Origin of the sequence: Herbidospora cretacea (assembly GCF_001570605.1) — a bacterium.
In the GTDB taxonomy this organism is placed as follows: Bacteria; Actinomycetota; Actinomycetes; order Streptosporangiales; family Streptosporangiaceae; genus Herbidospora; species Herbidospora cretacea.
Map to the genome: position 1 here is coordinate 114,697 of NZ_BBXG01000016.1, position 15,794 is coordinate 130,490.

General features: G+C 70.5%; 16 protein-coding genes. 7 read left to right on the top strand and 9 right to left on the bottom strand.

Annotated elements, in window-relative coordinates:
* Positions 1 to 19 precede the first annotated feature (19 nt).
* On the top strand, positions 20 to 715 hold the full coding sequence (locus tag AW270_RS27210; protein ID WP_061298934.1) for a hypothetical protein: 696 nt from the start codon (positions 20 to 22) through the stop codon (positions 713 to 715).
* Entirely contained in the window at positions 712 to 1,347 is a 636-nt protein-coding gene (locus AW270_RS27215) for a hypothetical protein (RefSeq protein ID WP_061298935.1), read from the top strand. The genes AW270_RS27210 and AW270_RS27215 overlap by 4 nt, the downstream gene beginning before the upstream one ends.
* On the opposite strand, the gene AW270_RS27220 is transcribed toward AW270_RS27215, so the two are convergent.
* Positions 1,348 to 2,763, bottom strand: a complete 1,416-nt coding sequence (locus tag AW270_RS27220) for an ATP-binding protein (protein WP_061298936.1) — start codon at positions 2,761 to 2,763, stop codon at positions 1,348 to 1,350.
* Entirely contained in the window at positions 2,760 to 4,418 is a 1,659-nt protein-coding gene (locus AW270_RS27225; protein WP_061298937.1) for an NAD(P)/FAD-dependent oxidoreductase, read from the bottom strand. Before AW270_RS27225 ends, AW270_RS27220 begins: the two co-directional genes overlap by 4 nt.
* Before the next feature lie 91 nt (positions 4,419 to 4,509).
* Between AW270_RS27225 and AW270_RS27230 the strand changes: the two genes are divergently transcribed.
* On the top strand, positions 4,510 to 5,730 hold the full coding sequence (locus AW270_RS27230; RefSeq protein ID WP_061298938.1) for a thioredoxin family protein: 1,221 nt from the start codon (positions 4,510 to 4,512) through the stop codon (positions 5,728 to 5,730).
* Between the two features lie 13 nt (positions 5,731 to 5,743).
* Here AW270_RS27230 and AW270_RS27235 read toward each other — a convergent pair whose 3' ends face one another.
* Genes AW270_RS27235 through AW270_RS27250 form a run of 4 tightly spaced genes read right to left on the bottom strand, consistent with a single transcriptional unit; the run spans position 5,744 to position 7,747 of the window.
* Entirely contained in the window at positions 5,744 to 6,115 is a 372-nt protein-coding gene (locus AW270_RS27235) for a hypothetical protein (protein ID WP_061298939.1), read from the bottom strand.
* 13 nt (positions 6,116 to 6,128) lie between these two features.
* A complete protein-coding gene (locus AW270_RS27240) occupies positions 6,129 to 6,542 on the bottom strand; it encodes a roadblock/LC7 domain-containing protein (protein ID WP_245674871.1) in 414 nt (137 codons plus the stop codon).
* On the bottom strand, positions 6,539 to 7,372 hold the full coding sequence (locus tag AW270_RS27245) for a hypothetical protein (RefSeq protein WP_061298940.1): 834 nt from the start codon (positions 7,370 to 7,372) through the stop codon (positions 6,539 to 6,541). Before AW270_RS27245 ends, AW270_RS27240 begins: the two co-directional genes overlap by 4 nt.
* 3 nt (positions 7,373 to 7,375) lie before the next feature.
* Complete coding sequence (locus tag AW270_RS27250; protein ID WP_061298941.1) at positions 7,376 to 7,747, bottom strand: hypothetical protein; 372 nt, start codon at positions 7,745 to 7,747, stop codon at positions 7,376 to 7,378.
* Positions 7,748 to 7,917: 170 nt separating this feature from the next.
* Here AW270_RS27250 and AW270_RS27255 point away from each other — a divergent pair, with 170 nt between their 5' ends.
* Positions 7,918 to 8,403 carry a 2-thiouracil desulfurase family protein gene (locus tag AW270_RS27255; protein ID WP_061298942.1) on the top strand — a complete coding sequence of 162 codons (486 nt, stop codon included), beginning with the start codon at positions 7,918 to 7,920 and terminating at the stop codon, positions 8,401 to 8,403.
* Here the strand turns inward: AW270_RS27255 and AW270_RS27260 are convergent.
* Positions 8,384 to 9,586, bottom strand: a complete 1,203-nt coding sequence (locus tag AW270_RS27260; RefSeq protein ID WP_061298943.1) for a DUF4032 domain-containing protein — start codon at positions 9,584 to 9,586, stop codon at positions 8,384 to 8,386. The two genes, AW270_RS27255 and AW270_RS27260, sit on opposite strands and share 20 nt — an antisense overlap.
* Positions 9,587 to 9,689: 103 nt before the next feature.
* Between AW270_RS27260 and AW270_RS27265 the strand changes: the two genes are divergently transcribed.
* Both AW270_RS27265 and AW270_RS27270 read left to right on the top strand, forming a co-directional pair.
* The gene (locus AW270_RS27265; RefSeq protein ID WP_061298944.1) at positions 9,690 to 11,267 is read left to right on the top strand and encodes a DUF885 domain-containing protein; all 1,578 of its coding nucleotides are present in this window, start codon (positions 9,690 to 9,692) and stop codon (positions 11,265 to 11,267) included.
* Between the two features lie 32 nt (positions 11,268 to 11,299).
* Complete coding sequence (locus AW270_RS27270; protein ID WP_082801870.1) at positions 11,300 to 12,493, top strand: pyridoxal phosphate-dependent aminotransferase; 1,194 nt, start codon at positions 11,300 to 11,302, stop codon at positions 12,491 to 12,493.
* Between the two features lie 7 nt (positions 12,494 to 12,500).
* On the opposite strand, the gene AW270_RS27275 is transcribed toward AW270_RS27270, so the two are convergent.
* Both AW270_RS27275 and AW270_RS27280 read right to left on the bottom strand, forming a co-directional pair.
* Complete coding sequence (locus AW270_RS27275; protein WP_061298945.1) at positions 12,501 to 13,367, bottom strand: hypothetical protein; 867 nt, start codon at positions 13,365 to 13,367, stop codon at positions 12,501 to 12,503.
* Between the two features lie 72 nt (positions 13,368 to 13,439).
* Positions 13,440 to 14,069, bottom strand: a complete 630-nt coding sequence (locus AW270_RS27280) for a class II aldolase/adducin family protein (protein WP_061299005.1) — start codon at positions 14,067 to 14,069, stop codon at positions 13,440 to 13,442.
* Between the two features lie 273 nt (positions 14,070 to 14,342).
* Here AW270_RS27280 and ngcE point away from each other — a divergent pair, with 273 nt between their 5' ends.
* Entirely contained in the window at positions 14,343 to 15,794 is a 1,452-nt protein-coding gene (ngcE, locus tag AW270_RS27285; protein WP_061298946.1) for an N-acetylglucosamine/diacetylchitobiose ABC transporter substrate-binding protein, read from the top strand.

Here is a 15,794-nt window from a genome sequence, read left to right on the forward strand (position 1 = left end):
GGCGCGCGGTAGCAGGGGTATGACACGACGAATTCTGGCCGCGCTGGCGGTCGTCGCCGCCGTCCTCCTCCCGGCGGTCCCCGCGAAGGCCGGGGCGTGGGCGGTGACGGAACTCGACCCGCTTCCCGCCACGTTCGAGCCGGACGTGACGTACACGATCGGCTACTGGGTGCTCCAGCACGGGACCCACCCGTTCGAGGGCCCCGAGTCGGAGATGCAGACCGGGCTGCGCCTGACGCAGGGCTCGAAGGTGCTCGACTTCCCCGGGAAGCGGCTGGCCGAACCGGCCCACTTCACCACCACGATCCAGGTGCCCGAGGGGAAGTGGAATCTGGAGGCGATGCAGGGCATCTTCCAGCCGTACCCCCTCGGGGTGCTGACGGTGCCCGGCGGGCTGAAGGCCGCGCCGCCGCCCTTCCCGAACCAGACCGGCGGGACCGTGACCGACCACTGGGGGCCGGTGAAGCCGCCGGGCTTCCCCTGGGACGCCCAGTACGTGGTGAAGGCCGGCACCACCGCCGTGGTTCCCGCTCCCTCGCAGGCCCCGGCTCCCGCTCCGGCCGCCGCTCCGGTGGACGAGGGCCGGCCCTGGGGATACGTGGCCGGCGGCGTGGCCGCGGGCGTGGTGGCGGTGTTGCTGGCCGGGCTGCTGCGGCGCCGGAAGGCCACGTCCCCCGTCACGGAGGAGGAGAACACGTTCGTGATCTCCCGTTGAGCCGGAGAATCGCGGTCCTGCTGGGTGTGCTGGCCCTGCTGGTCGTCCCGGTCCCCGCCGCCTCCGCCGGGGGGTTCGCGGCGACGGAGCTCGACCCGATCCCCGAGATCCGCCCCGGCGTCGCCTACACCATCGGTTACTGGGTGCTGGGGCTCGGCTCCGAGCCCATCAGGGACGAGGCGTTCGGGAAGACCGGGCTGCGCTTCAGCGGCAACGGGCAGAAGTTGGAGTTCACCGGCGTCAGGCTCGCCGAGCCCTCCCACTACGCCACGTCGATCGTCCTGCCCGAGGGGAAGTGGACGGTCGAGGCGATCCAGGACTACTACGGCGACGTCGAGATCGGGACGCTGACCGTCCCGGGCGGGCTGACCCTGTCACCGCCGGAATACCAGCCGATGCGGACGGCGGACCTGCCCGACCCGTGGGGCGCGATCAAGCCGCCGGGCCACCCGTGGGGCGTCCCGTTCCGGCCCGGCCCCGCCGACGCCCCGGTCGTGAAGGCGGCGGCGGAGCCCCCGATGTGGCCTTACGCCGCGGGCGGGCTCGTCGTCGCCGGAGGGCTGGCGCTCCTGCTCAGGAAGGGGGCGGGCCGCCGCGAGCCGGAGCAGGAGACCTTCGTCATCAGCCGGTGATCAGGCGCCTTCGAGGGGCAGCAGCACCCGGAAGTTGGTCCGTCCCGGCTCCGAGGTGACCCGGATGTCCCCGTGGTGCTTCTTCACGATGATCCGGTAGGAGATGTCCAGCCCGAGCCCCGTCCCCTCGCCGACCGCCTTGGTCGTGAAGAACGGCTCGAAGATGCGCGGCCGGACCTCCGGCGGGATGCCGTGCCCGGTGTCCTGGACGTCGACCGCCACGTTCTCGCCGTCGCGGCAGGTCGCGATCGTCAGGGTGCCCGATCCCTCCATGGCGCCGATCGCGTTGTCGATCAGGTTGGTCCACACCTGGTTGAGCTCGGCGGCGTAGGCGGGGACGGGGGGCAGGGTGCGGTCGTAGTCCTTGACGACCCGCACCCCCTCGGGGATCTTCGCCTGGAGCATGGTCAGGGTCGCGTCGAGCAGGTCATGCACGTCGACCGTCTGGTGCGGGGCGCGGTCGAGCTGCGAATACTGCTTGGCGGCGGAGACGAGACCGGAGATCCGGGACACGGCGTCGTCGATCTCGCCCATGAGGAGCTCGGTGTCGATCGTGTACGTCAGCCACCGGATCGCCCCCTCCAGGTTCCCCTCCCCGACGCACTCCTGGACGGTCTCCAGCCACTCCGAGTGGATCCCCCCGGCGACGAGGGTGGGCGCGATGTCCCACGACCCGGCGATGTCGTGGTCGTCGAGCCAGTCGGCCAGGGCGTCCTCGGCGTCGGAGGTCTGGAGGGCGGTCAGCTCGGGGGCGGTGGCGGCCTGCTTGACGGCGAGTTCCTGGAGCTCGACCAGCTTGTGCAGCCGGCCACCGTCGATCCTGCCGTCGGCGATCATGCCGAGCTTGTGCCGCATCCCGGCCACTCGCTCGCGCAGGATCGAGGTGGCCCGGACGGCCGCCGCGGCGGGGTTGTTGAGCTCGTGGGTGAGCCCGGCCGACAGCGCGCCGAGGGCGAGCAGGCGCTCCCGCTCGCCGACCGCCGTCTGGGTGGCGCGCATGCCGACGAACAGGCCTTCGAGCAGGTGCATCGCCATCGGGAACCACTGGCGGGTCCACTCGGCGAACGAGTCGGCCGGGATCTCGTAGACGGTGACGTCGGTCAGGGCCACCATCGAGTTGTTGTACTCCTGGGTGACCTCCGGGTTCATGTACGCCTGCGTCGCACCGCCGTAGGCACCGCGCTGGTCGCTGCGGGTGAACTCGACGTCGTCGCCGCGGACGCGCCGGGTCAGCGTGATCGTGCCTTCGAGGAGGACGACGAAGCAGGTCGCGGGCTGGCCCTCCTCGTAGACGCGCGTGCCCGCCGGGTAGGGGATCACCCGGCCGCAGTCGGCGATCAGCCGGAGCTGGTCGTCGTTGAGGGACTCGAACAGGAACAGGCCGCGGAGGTCGTCCGGGGTCAGAAGGTCGCTCATTGCGCCTCCAGGTAACGGTGGATGAGGGAGACGGCCATGGCGCCCTCGCCGACGGCGGAGGCCACGCGTTTGACGGAGTCGGAGCGCACGTCGCCCGCCGCGAAGACACCCGGCATGCTGCTCTCCAGGTGGTAGGGGTCGCGGGGGAGCGCCCAGCCCGACGGCCGCCGGCCGCCCGACAGCAGGTCGGGGCCGGTCAGCACGAAGCCGTGCTGGTCGCGTTCGATGACGGAGTCGAGCCAGGCCGTGCGGGGCTCGGCGCCGATGAAGATGAAGCACCACGTCGTCTCGGCGGTCCTGATCTCGCCGGTACGGGTGTCGCGCAGCGTCAGCCGTTCGAGGTGGTCGTCGCCCTCCGCCTGGCAGATCTCCGTGTTCGGGTGGACCTGGATCGACGGGTGGGAGGCGATCTGCTTGATCAGGTAGCTCGACATCGAGCGTTCGAGGCTGTCGCCGCGGATCAGGATGTGCACGCGGGCGGCGTACCGGGAGAAGTAGACCGCCGCCTGGCCCGCGGAGTTGGCGCCGCCGACGATGTAGACGTCCTGGTCGAGGCACGAGGGGGCCTCGGTCGAGGCGGAGCCGTAGAAGACGCCCCGGCCGGTGAAGCCCGCCAGCCCGGGGGCCTGGAGCATCCGGTAGGAGACGCCGGTCGCCAGCACCACGGTGTGGGCGGCGATCGAGGTGCCGTCGTCGAAGCGCAGCACCCGGGTCGAGCCGCCCGCCTCCAGCGCGACCGCCTCGCGGGCGCTCAGCAGTTCGGTGCCGAACTTCAGCGCCTGCCGGCGGGCCCGCTCGGTCAGCTGCGCGCCGCTCACCCCGTCGGGGAAGCCCAGGTAGTTCTCGATCCGGCTGCTCTGCCCGGCCTGCCCGCCGGTCGCCCGCTGTTCGATCAGGACGGTGCGCAGCCCCTCGGACGCCCCGTAGACCGCCGCGCCCAGCCCGGCCGGACCGGCGCCCACGACGACCAGGTCGTAGAAGTCGCTGGCCGGGGTGGTCGTCAGGCCCACGTGGGGAGCCAGGTCGATCTCCGACGGCTGCACCAGGGACTTGCCGTCGGACGTCACCACCAGCGGCACGTCGTTCTCGCTCAGCCCGGCCGCCGTGAGCAGCCTGCGCCCCTCGGGGTCGTCGGCCAGCAGCCAGCGGTAGGACACCAGGTTCCGCGCTAGGAAGTCGCGCACGGCGTAGGACTCCGCCGACCAGCGGTGCCCCACCACGCGGATCTCGGTCACCGGGCGGTCAGGGGTGGCGATCCAGGCGTCCAGAAGGGCGTCGACCACCGGGTAGAGCTTCTCCTCCGGCGGGTTCCACGGCTTGAGCAAATAGTGATCGACGTCGACCAGGTTGATGGCGTCGATGGCCGCCTCGGTGTCGGCGTAGGCGGTCAAAAGAATTCGCCTGGCCAGCGGAAAGAGGTCCATGGCGGCTTCAAGGAACTGGATGCCGTTCATCTGCGGCATCCGGTAGTCGGCCACCAGCACCGCCACCTGTTCGCCGCGCAGTTTGATCTCGCGCAGCGCCTCAAGGGCCGACTCACCCGAGTCGGCCCGCACGATGCGGTAGCGGTCGCCGTACTTGCGGCGCAGGTCACGGGAGACCGCGCGGGAGACCGCGGGGTCGTCGTCCACCGTCAGAATCGCCGGATTCGCCATATGCCCCATAAAAACACGCTCGGAGGGTCATTGCTTCCAACGTACCTTCCAAGGCGTTTGATCAGGCCGCTGACCTGGGGATTCTTCGCAAATGGAGCGCGTGCTGAGATTCCCCGAGACGGAGCTGCCGGGCGAGGTGCACTTCGTCGTGATCGGCGAGAGGCCGGCTGGGCAGACGATGGGCGAATTCCGGCCCACGGGGGAGATCCCGGTGCCGGACGACGTCGAGCTGGCCTACGTCGCCACGACGACCGAACGGCTCGACGAGGTGCCGGAGGTGACCGGCCTGCGGCTGAGCGCCGCCGGCGACGACGACCTGCGCCTGATCGCCAAGCGGTCGGAGCTGCGGGACCTGGCCGTGACGGGACGCTTCACCGACGAGGGGGTCCGGGCCCTCCAGAGCCTCACCACCCTGGAGAGCCTGGAGCTCTGGTCGCCGCACATCACCGGCGACGTGCCGCTGCCCGTCCACAGCCCGCTGATCAAGGTCAAGCTGGGCGGCTCCTCGCTCACCGACGCCGCCTTCCCCCACCTCGCCCGCACCTCGGCCGCGGTGGTCGGCGTCTCCGGAGGCGAGGTGCGCGGCCACGGCCTGGGCGTCCTCGGCGGCATGTCCACGCTCCGTTACCTGCGCCTGGGCAGCGAGAACATCGAGCCCGGCTGCCTGTGGCGGCTCGGCACGAGCGAGTCGCTGGCCATCCTGTCGCTGGCCGGGCCGGTCGACTGCGAGGCGGTGCTGTCGTTCGCGCCGCCCCTGAAGGAGATCGACCTCGACCACGTCTCCCGGGCCGACTGCGCCCGCCTGCTGTTCCACGGCCTGACCGTCAACGGCCTGTCGGGGCCGCCCCGGCTGGCCGACGCGTACGCGCGGATGCTCACCGCGCCCGACCGCCCGAGCGGCATCGCGCCCCGCCGCCGGGTCGTCACCGGGGAGCGCGACCTCGCCTCCCTGGTCATGGGCCCCGCGCCGGTGCTCCTCGTCTTCACCCGCCGCGACTGCCTGGCCAGCGAGTGGATCGCACCGGTGATCGACCGCATCGTCGCCGAGTACGACGACGAGCTGATCGGCGCGTTCGCCGACGTCGACACCGCGATCGGGGCGGCCGCGTCCATGAACGTCGGCCGCACCCCGACCGTCCTGCTGACCCGCAAGGGCGAGGAACTGCTGCGGCTGCCCGGGATCAGGTCCCACGCCGAGCTGATCCGCCGGGTGACCGGCACGCTCGGGCTGCCCATGCCGGGAGAGAGGCTGTTCCCCGCCGGAGAGCCGGGCCGGGAGTCCACAGGTGAGCCGCTGCTGGGCTCCGCCTGAGCGGCTCGGCCGCTCAGATCTCCATCTTGTCTTCGATGGCCCGCAGGTGGTGGCGGGCCATCGCCAGGTTGGCCCGGTTCCGGTCGAGGGCCAGGTAGAGGAACAGGCCCTTGCCGCCGCGGCCGGTGATCGGGCGGATGATGTGGTACTGGCCGGACAGCGTGATGAGGATGTCCTCGATCGCGTCCTTCAGCCCCAGGCTGTCCATCGTGCGGAGCTTGGCCTTGACGACCTCGGTGTTGCCGGCCCCGGCGATCTGCAGGTCGAGGTCCTTGGACCCGCCGAGCACACCCAGGCTCATGCCGCTGTTGTAGTCGACCACGGCGGCGCCGATAGCGCCGTCGATCGCCATCATCTCCTTGAGAGAGATGTCCATGTTCGCCATGTCGGGTCTCCTGTCATTCGCGTTCGACGATGGCGGCGATCTTCGCCGCCGTCTTCCTGCCCTCGATCCGCAGCAGCCCGAGGTTGGCCCCTGGGACGGCCAGCACGGTGAGGACGAGCTTGGGACCCGCGGCGTAGTGGGCGGTGAAGCCGCGGGTGGCGGAGATCAGGGTCTCCTCCAGTTCGCCGATCCTGGTCAGGTCGGTCATCCGGCGGCTCATCGAGAGCACGGCCGAGGTGAGCGCCGCGGTCTGGTCGACGTTCTCGGCCAGGTCGGCCGTGACGAGCATGCCGTCGACGGTGCACGTGAGGACGCCGGTGATCTCGTTCGTGCGGCCTCTGAGGAGCAGCATCTCCTCGTGGATCTCGCGGCGCAGGTCCATCGGGATGCCCTTTCCGGCCCGTTTGAGCCACGGGCGCGTGATCACTGGAAGGCCTCCAGCGCGTTCCGCAGCCTGATGAGCAGATTCACGTCCGTCGGGTCTCCGCTGATCTGGGGGAAGGACGACTGCGCCGGCCGGCCACCCCCGCCCCCGGTCGCCACCCGGGGGGCCGAACCCGCCACGCGCTTGGGGAGGTCCGGCGGTTTCTCGCGGGCCGGCGACTCCGCGCACTCCAGCAGCCCCGCCGCGGCCATCTCGCGGACCGCGAGCAGAGTCGGGTACGCCGGCCGCCCGATCTTCCTGGCCAGCTCGACGGGCGTGGTGTCCGCGTCCGCGTTGAGGAGGATCTCCCACTGGAGGGCGGTCAGCATCACGTGCCGGGAGCGGATGCGCCGCACCGGGACCACCGGATGGCTGTCGAGTTCGGCCGATGGCCAGGCGCGGTCCAACCGGGCCCTCCTGCGGTGACATTCCCGGAACAGGCCCGGCACGTCGAAGAACCAGTGGATCCCCAGCCAGTGCCGGTCCCCCTCGCGGAATCTGGGCTTCGGCACGTTCGCGCCGAACAGGAAGAAGGAGGCGTCCAGGGTCGCCCCCAGGACGCACAGCTGGAGCTCGCCCCGGCTGAGCACGCCCCGCCGGACCAGCATCTCGCCGCCGTCGGCGGTGGCAGCCGTGGTCTGGCGGGCCGTCTTCACGCCGTGGGAGGTGATCCGGCCGGAGGCCGTCAGCAGCTCCTCCACCGTCGGCGTGCGGGCGCACTCCACGTAACAGACCCGGCCCCGGCTGAGGTAGACGGTGCCGCTCCGGCCGGCCTTCAGGGCGCCCGTCGCCTTGCTCTCCGCCAGTTCGGAGAGCATGTCGTCGATCGGCACCGGTCACGACGCGATCAGTTCGTGGGAGATGCTGTCGAGGCGCCGCCGCGCCAGGGCCAGGTTCGCCCGGTCGCGGTCGAGCCGCACGCAGATCAGCAGGGGGCCGTCCCACATCGTCTCCATCGGCTTGATGAGCTGGTAGCCGTGGTCGGTGGTGATGATCAGATCGTCGATCCGGATCGTTCCATCGGGTGAGGACAGGGCCAGTCCGTCGAGCGTGGCGCGGAAGGTCTCGCTGAGCCCGATCGCCGACCGCTCGGGGTCGGGCAGGCCCTCCGTCGCGAGCGCGGTGCCGCTGGTGTGGTCGACCAGGATGGCGCCGAGCGCTCCCGGGATGGCCATCGCCTCGGACAGGCAGTCTTCGATGCCGATCACCCGCAGCTCCTCATCCGGTTACCCCCCCGCCATGTGGTGGGTCAAACCTTAGAGAAATCGGAGAATCGCCCACCGAATCAGCATGTGGGTGTTGGTTTCCTGACATAGAGACTTAGCCAGGCGGAGGAGGATCCTGCTACCCGGTGGAAGCCGTGTTGCAAAATCGGTGCGTGGAACGCATTCTCGTGAGCGCCTGCCTGATGGGCCGCCGCGTCCGCTACGACGGCGCGGCCAAGACCAGCGACGACGCCGTCCTCGCAGGCTGGCGGGCCGAAGGGCGGCTGATCCCGTTCTGCCCCGAGGTCGAGGGCGGCCTGCCGGTGCCCCGCCCACCGGCCGAGATCGAGGGCGGCGCGGGCGGCGCGGCGGTGCTCGCCGGCACGGCCCGCATCCTCACCCCCGAGGGGGCCGACGTCACCGCGCACTTCCTCGAAGGGGCCCGCCGGTGCCTCGCGGTGGCGCGCTCGGCCGGCGTCCGGATCGCGATCCTCAAGGAGGGCAGCCCGTCGTGCGGCTCCCTGCGCGTCCACGACGGCACCTTCAGCGGCCGGTCGGTCCCCGGCGCGGGCGTGACGGCCGCCCTCCTGGCCGCCGAGGGCGTCGAGGTCTTCGGCGAGGACCGCATCGCCGACGCGGTCAGAGCTCTGAGCCGATGATCGCCTTCTCGTCGGGGCGGTGGACCAGGACGTTGTCGATGTAGCTGCGGACGGCCGCCGCCAGGCCGACGTCCTTGCCGGCCGCCTCCGACAGGAACCAGCGGTGCTCCAGCACCTCGTGGAACAGCTCCGCGCGTTCGAGCTTGCGGTGCAGCTCCGGCGGGATCGCGCTGACCACCGGCTGGTAGACCTCGGCGAGCCAGCGGTGGGCCACTATCGCCTCGTCCTCGTGACGCAGGCCGTGGGTGACGGTGAAGGAGTCGAGGTCGTTGAGCAGGCGGCGGGCCTGGTTCTCCTCGACGTCCAGGCCGGTGAGGCGGAGCAGGCGGCGCTGGTGGTGGCCGGCGTCGACGACCTTGGGGCGGACGATCAGGCGGCCGGTGCCGGCCTTGCGGCGGACCATCATCTCGGCCACGTCGAAGCCGAGGGTGTTGAGGCGGCGGATGCGCTGGTCGACCTTGTGCCAGTCGACCTCCTCGATGATCTCGTCGGAGTTGAGCTCGGTCCACAGGCGGTGGTAGCGCTCGACGATCTGCTCGGCGAACAGCAGCGGGTCTATCGAGGGGTGCAGCAGGCCGCCCGCCTCCAGGTCGAGCAGTTCGCCGTAGATGTTGATGTGGGCGACCTCGATGTCGTGGTGGCGCTGGCCCTCGCTGATCATCGGGTGCAGCTCGCCGGTCTCGGCGTCGACCAGGTAGGCGGCGAACGCGCCCGCGTCGCGGCGGAACAGGGTGTTGGACAGCGAGCAGTCGCCCCAGTAGAACCCGGTCAGGTGCAGCCGGACCAGCAGCACGGCCAGGGCGTCGAGCAGCCGCTCCAGGGTCTCCGGGCGCAGCGTGCCCGACAGCACGGCCCGGTAGGGCAGCGAATACTGCAGATGGCTGGTGATCAGGGCGGAGTCGAGGGTCTCGCCGGTCTTCGACTCGCGGCCGGTCACCACGGCCACCGGTTCGACCGACGGGGTGTCGAGGCGGTTCAGGTCCCAGAGCAGGCGGTATTCACGCTTCGCGTAGCGCTCGCTGATCTCCTTGATCGCGTACACGGTGCCGTTGATGCGGGTGAACCGCACGACGTGGCGGGAGATGCCGCGGGGGAGGGCGACCAGGCGGTGCTCCGGCCACTCTTCGAGAGGGACGTCCCAGGGGAGCCGGATGAGATCGGGATCCGAAGGTGCGCCGGTCATCTGAAGTGGCACCTGGTTGCTCCTACTTTGGGGGGACCTATGCGATTAAGTGTCGCGGATGTCAGTCATATGTGGCGAGGCGGGTCGGCGGTAGGGTCGCCGCATGACGCTGCTGGACGAGTTCGTCGACTGGTATCTGAAGGACAATCCGGTGCGGGCGACGCTGCTCGGGGCCACCGGATTCGACCGCACCCTCGGTGATTTCAGCGAAGAGGGCTTCATCCGCCGGGAGCGCGCCGCCGAGCTGTGGCTCGACCGCCTCTCCAACGCCGACCCCGGTCCCTCGCTCGACGACCGGATCGACCACGAACTCGCCCTCTCCCACCTCCACGGCGAGGTGCTGCTCGCGCGGTGGCCCGAGTGGCGGCGCACGCCCGCGCCCTACCTCGACGCGATCTTCGCCTCCATGTTCACCCCGTTCCAGCAGCGGCTCTCGCCGGAGGCGGAGCTGGTCGAGGCGGCCGTGGCCCGGCTGGCCGAGGTGCCCGGGGTGCTGGCGGCGTGCCGGGCCAACCTGACGCCCGACCTCGCCGCCGAACTGCTCGTCACGCGGGGGCTCCAGCAGGCCCGCACCGGCCGGAGGTTCCTGACCGAGACGCTGCCCGCGCAGGTGGGCGACCCCGCGCTGCGCACCCGGCTGGCGGCGGCGGCCGAACCGGCCGCGGCGGCCTTCGACGACCTGGTCGCCTTCCTCGGCGGCTTCACCTCCGGCGGCTCCTGGCGGATGGGCGAGGAGCTCTACTCGGGCCTGCTCCGCGAGCGCGAGATGCTCGGCTACGGCGCCGCCGAGCTCCACGCCAAGGGCGTGGCCGAGTGGGAGGCGCTGAACGAGCGCATGAACGCGGTGGCCGGCAAGCTCGGCTTCGACGCCTGGCGGCCCGCCATGGAGTCGCTCATGGACGACCACCCGCCCACCCTCGAGGCGATGCGGGCCGAGTACGAGGCCGAGACCGAACGCGCCCGCCAGTACGTCCGCGACCGCGACCTGGTCACCTTCCCGGCCGGGGAGCACTGCCAGGTGCTCCCGTCGCCGGAGTTCCAGCGGCCGATCATCGCGGTGGCCAACTACCTGGCCCCGCCGCCGCTGAGCACCGCCCGCGAGGGGGTGTTCTTCGTGCCGTACACCCCCGACGACTTCACCGAGGAGCAGATCCGGCAGCGGCTGCGCACCAACTCGCGCCCGCAGATGCCCTCGATCGCCGTCCACGAGGCCTACCCCGGCCACCACTGGCAGCTCGCCCACCTGGCCGAGAACCAGCGGCGGATCAGGAAGGTCTTCCGGACGCCCTACTTCGTCGAGGGCTGGGGCCTCTACGTCGAGAAGCTGATGTGGGAGCAGGGCTACTACGACACCCCGCAGACCGAGCTCGCCCACCTCGACTGCCGCATCTGGCGGGCCGCCCGGATCGTCGTCGACACCGCCCTCCACTGCGAGGACATGTCGATCGAGGAGGCCGAGACCTACATGGCCACCAAGGCGTCGCTGTCGCCCGGCACGGCCAAGGGCGAGGTGAGCCGCTACTGCGCCTGGCCGACCCAGGCGCCCAGCTACCTGACCGGCGCGATCGAGATCGAGAGGATCCGGGACGAGTACACCGGCGACCTCAAGAGTTTCCACGACCGCATCGCCGGGAGCGGCGGCCTGCCCCTCGGGCTGGCCCGCAAAGCCGCGCTCGGCTGAACGCCGCGCCGTCGTGGCGCGTACCCTCCGGCGTGACAGCATCCGTAGACCTGGCGTTGCTGCGGAGCGACGCGCACAGCCCGTCCTACTTCGCCCTGCGGCGCGGCGCCGCAGGTGAGGACCTCGTCGACTTCTGCATCCCGTGCAACCCCTACTTCCCGACCGCGGGGATGTTCGACGACCTCCGGGCCAACCTGGTCGACGTGCTCAAGTACTACCCGAGCGACGCCGAGACGATCACGAAGGAGCTCTGCGACACCCTCGACCTGAACCCGTCGACGATCGCCATGGGCAACGGCTCGACCGAGCTGATCACCTGGCTGGACCACCTGCTGGTCCGCGAGAGCCTGGCGGTGCCGGTGCCCACCTTCGGCCGCTGGACCGACCAGCCGCTGGAGACCGGCAAGCGGTGCGACATGTTCCCGCTGCTGGAGTCGCAGGGCTTCCGGCTGGACGTGGAGAACTACGTCCGGTTCGTCCGGGAACGCGGGTCGAGGGTGGCGGTGATCTGCAACCCGAACAACCCCGACGGCGGCTACCTGCCGCGCCACGAGGTGGTGCGGCTGCTCGACCGGCTGACCGACCTCGACCTGGTGGTGGTCGACGAGTCGTTCATCGAGTTCGTCGACGCCGAGCCGTTCGCGAGCGTGGCCGACGAGGCGGTGATCCGGCCCAACGTGGTCGTGCTCAAGAGCCTCGGCAAGAACTTCGGGCTCCACGGCGTGCGGTTCGGTTACCTGGTGGCCAACCCGCAGATCGCCGGTCTGGTCCGCCGGGTCCTGCCGAAGTGGAACCTCAACTCCTTCGCCGAGGTCGTGGTCTTCATGCTGCGGGCCCACATGAACGAATACCGCCACAGCCTGCGCCTGGTCGCCCACGACCGGGAGATGATGATCCGCCAGCTCGCCTCGCTGACCGGCCTGACGGTGTTCCCTTCTCAGGGCAACTTCGTGCTCTGCAAGCTGCCCCCGGGCCGCGACGGCCGGGAGCTGCGCGACTACCTGATCCGCGAGCACGGCGTCTACATCCGCGAGTGCGGCAACAAGCTGGGCTTCAACAGCCGCTTCCTGCGGCTGGTGGTGCGGCCCCACGGCGACGTCCAGCGGCTGCTGGCCGGGATGTACGCCTACCTCTGCGCCGAGGAGGAACCCCGCCGCAGAGGCCGGAGGCGGGCCCCGGAGATCGAGCCCGCCCCCGTCTACCGGCTGCCCGGCAGCGTGGCCTGAGCGTGGCCTAGTTGAGGCAGCCCGGGATGGTGTTGACCGGGGCGCAGTTGGTCGGGGTGTTGTCCCGGACGCCCGACCGGTGCAGCGTCACGGCGCCGCCGGGCAGGACCAGGACGCCGCCGCCCGCGAGGACGGACTTGTTCAGCCGCACCCAGGTGTCCCGGAGCGTGGTGGTGCCCGCGCTGGCGATGCCGGCGCCGGCCAGGGTGGCCGACAGGTTGCCGTTGACGGCGCTGCGGACCACCTTCGAGGTGCGGCCGGCGGCGGTGTAGATGCCGCCGCCCTGGTTGTTCAGCACGTTGCCGACCACGGTGCTGTCGATGAGGTGCAGGTCGCCGTCGTTGTAGATGCCGGCGCCGTTCCCGGCCAGGGTCAGGTTGGTGGTGAAGACGGAGTTGCGGATCGTGGCGCGGCCGAGGTTGAACAGGCCCGCGCCGTTGCCGCTGGTGGTGAAGTTGCCCGAGACCGTGACGCGGCGCAGGTGGAGGGTGCCCTCGTTCCTGATGCCGGCGCCGTCGGTGGAGCCGAGCTGGCCGTTGAGGATGAACAGGTCCTCGGCGGTGAGGTTGCCCGACGGGCTGACGTCCAGGACGCGGAGCGCCACCGCCCCCGGGTCGCGCTTGATCGCGGTGTTGGCGCTTCCCTGCAGCGTGATCCGGCCGGTGATCAGCGGGAGCGCCGTGGTCAGGTTGTAGGAGCAGTTGCGGGCCAGCTTCAAGATCGACGGAGTCGCGTTGGCCGTGGTGATGGCGGCGGCCAGCGCGGGCACGCTGCACGGCACGTCGACCGTCGGCAGCGGCGCGGCGACGGCCGGCGCCTGTGCGGCGGCGACCGCGATCCCCGCGACGAGTGCGGCGTTGACGAGCATCCCCATGGTGTCCCCCTTGTGGCGAGAAAATCCATGGGTCATTCGATCAACGCGTTACACCGGCCGGACGCGCGACGATCAGGGGTTTCCCGAACCCATACCCGCCCTTGCGATGACCGCGACCAGTTCGTCCTCGGTGAGGACGCGCGGCGTGCCGACGCCGAGGGCGCGGACGTACACCTCGCACAGCCACTCCAGCAGCCGGGTGGCCTCGAAGGCCTCCTCCAGCGTGCGGCCGATCGACACGCCGCCGTGGTTGGCCATCAGCGCGGCCTGCCGTCCGTGCAGGGCCTCGACCACGTGGGCGGCCAGTTCGGGGGTGCCGTAGGTGGCGTACTCGGCGACCCGGACCGCGCCGCCGAGCAGCAGCGCGTTGTAGTGGATCGGCGGGAGCTCGGTGAGGGTGGAGGCGACGACCGTGCTGAACATGGCGTGGGTGTGGACCACCGCCTGGGCGCCGGTGGCCCGGTAGAGGGCCAGGTGCATCGGGGTCTCCGACGACGGGGCGCGGGAGCCGGAGACGATCTCGCCGTCGAGGGTCAGCACCGGGCAGTCGCCGGGGGTCAGCGCGTCGAGGGCGACCCCCGAGGGGGTGACCGTGACCAGGGAGTCGCGGCGCGCGCTGAGGTTACCTGAGGTGCCGATGACCAGGCCGAGCGAGGCGGCGCGGCGGCCGTACCGGCACACCTCCTCTTGGAGATCTTTCATGGCGATCACACTATCTGTCAGCCGGTCTATACCAGTAGACCCCTTGTAGGGCATAAGATGCGGTAAAGCTCGGCTGTAAAGAGGGGATCGTCCCATGTTTAATATCCCCCATAACCAGGCAAAACGCCGCGATTGGCACTCGGACCATCGCAGTCACGTCACAGGTTGGTCTAGACCGACCCCGACACCTTGACGTTGCTCCGGCCTCGCTCGTACGTTCACGAACGTTTAGGAAACTTTCCTAATTGATCCCCCCGGCATCAGGAGAGTTGGATGACCACCACGCCCCGTGACATCACGCGCCGCCAGCTGCTGGCCCGTGTCGGACTGACCGCCCTCGTCGCCGGCCCCTTTCTGAGCGCCTGTGCCACCGGTGGCGGCGGCTCCGAGGCGGCCGCCCCCTCCGCCCCCGCCCCCTCGGCGGGCGGCGCGAGCGCCTCGGCGAACAACCCGTTCAACGTCAAGGCCGACGCCCCGCTCGAAGTCATCATCTTCAAGGGCGGCTACAGCGACGAGTACGCCACCCAGTCGCACGAGCCCCTCTACAAGAAGGCCTTCCCCGGCGCGACGATCAAGCACCAGGGCATCCAGACCATCGGGCAGACCCTCACCCCGCGCTTCGCCGGCGGCGACGTGCCCGACGTGGTCAACAACTCCGGCACCGACAACCTCGACGGCGGCGCCCTCATCAACGCCGGGCAGCTCCTCGACCTCACCCCGCTGTTCGAGGCCCCGAGCGTCGACGACCCGTCGAAGAAGGTCAAGGACGTCATCGTGCCCGGCACGATCGAGTCGGGCCTGGGCGGCGACCCCGCCAAGCCGTACACGCTGAACTACGTCTACACCGCCTACGGCCTCTGGTACGACGCCAAGCTCTTCGAGAAGGAGGGCTGGACCCCGCCGAAGACCTTCGACGAGTTCAAGACCTTCGCCGAGGCCGCCAAGGCCAAGAACATCGTGCCGTTCGGCTACGCCGGCAAGAACGCCTCCTACTACGCCTACTGGATGATCCTCATCTCGGCCGCCAAGATCGGCGGCAACAAGGTCCTGCTCGACATCGACAACCTGGCCGACAACGCCTGGAACAACGACGCCGTCAAGCAGGCCGCCGCCGCGTGGGCCGAGATCGGCAAGTACATGGACCCGGCCTACGAGGGCCTGATCCACACCGAGGTCCAGACCCAGCAGAACCAGGGCAAGATCGCGTTCTACCCGTCGGGTTCGTGGCTGGAGGCCGAGCAGGCCAAGGACACCCCCGAGGGCTTCGAGTACGGCATGGTCCCGACCCCCTCGGTCACCACCGCCGACCAGATGCCCTACGAGGCGATCCGCGCCGCCGCCGCCGAGGGCTTCGTCGTCCCGTCGAAGGCCAAGAACGCGGCCGGCGGCCTGGAGTACCTGCGCCAGATGCTGTCGAAGCAGGGCGCCCGCGACTTCACCGAGAAGACCAAGTCGCTGACCGTCGTCATCGGCGCCACCGAGGGCCTGACCCTGTCGCCCGGCCTGACCTCGGTCGCCGCCGCGCAGACCGCCGCCGGCACCAACGTGGTCACCTTCTCCTCCTTCGAGGGCTGGTACAAGGAGCTGGAGACCGAGCTCCGCAAGCAGACCAACGCCCTGATGTTCGGCCGCATCAGCGCCGAGGAGTTCGCCACCAAGATGCAGGCGGCGGCGGACAAGACCAAGGCGGACGAGTCGATCATCAAGCAGACCCGGAACGTGTGA

Bases quoted from the DNA above. Each gene is read 5' to 3' on its own strand.
- AW270_RS27210 (WP_061298934.1), top strand. From the start codon at position 20: ATGACACGACGAATTCTGGCCGCGCTGGCGGTCGTCGCCGCCGTCCTC.
- AW270_RS27220 (WP_061298936.1), bottom strand. From the start codon at position 2,763: ATGAGCGACCTTCTGACCCCGGACGACCTCCGCGGCCTGTTCCTGTTC.
- AW270_RS27225 (WP_061298937.1), bottom strand. From the start codon at position 4,418: ATGGCGAATCCGGCGATTCTGACGGTGGACGACGACCCCGCGGTCTCC.
- AW270_RS27230 (WP_061298938.1), top strand. From the start codon at position 4,510: ATGGAGCGCGTGCTGAGATTCCCCGAGACGGAGCTGCCGGGCGAGGTG.
- AW270_RS27235 (WP_061298939.1), bottom strand. From the start codon at position 6,115: ATGGCGAACATGGACATCTCTCTCAAGGAGATGATGGCGATCGACGGC.
- AW270_RS27260 (WP_061298943.1), bottom strand. From the start codon at position 9,586: ATGACCGGCGCACCTTCGGATCCCGATCTCATCCGGCTCCCCTGGGAC.
- AW270_RS27265 (WP_061298944.1), top strand. From the start codon at position 9,690: ATGACGCTGCTGGACGAGTTCGTCGACTGGTATCTGAAGGACAATCCG.
- AW270_RS27275 (WP_061298945.1), bottom strand. From the start codon at position 13,367: ATGGGGATGCTCGTCAACGCCGCACTCGTCGCGGGGATCGCGGTCGCC.
- AW270_RS27280 (WP_061299005.1), bottom strand. From the start codon at position 14,069: ATGAAAGATCTCCAAGAGGAGGTGTGCCGGTACGGCCGCCGCGCCGCC.
- ngcE (WP_061298946.1), top strand. From the start codon at position 14,343: ATGACCACCACGCCCCGTGACATCACGCGCCGCCAGCTGCTGGCCCGT.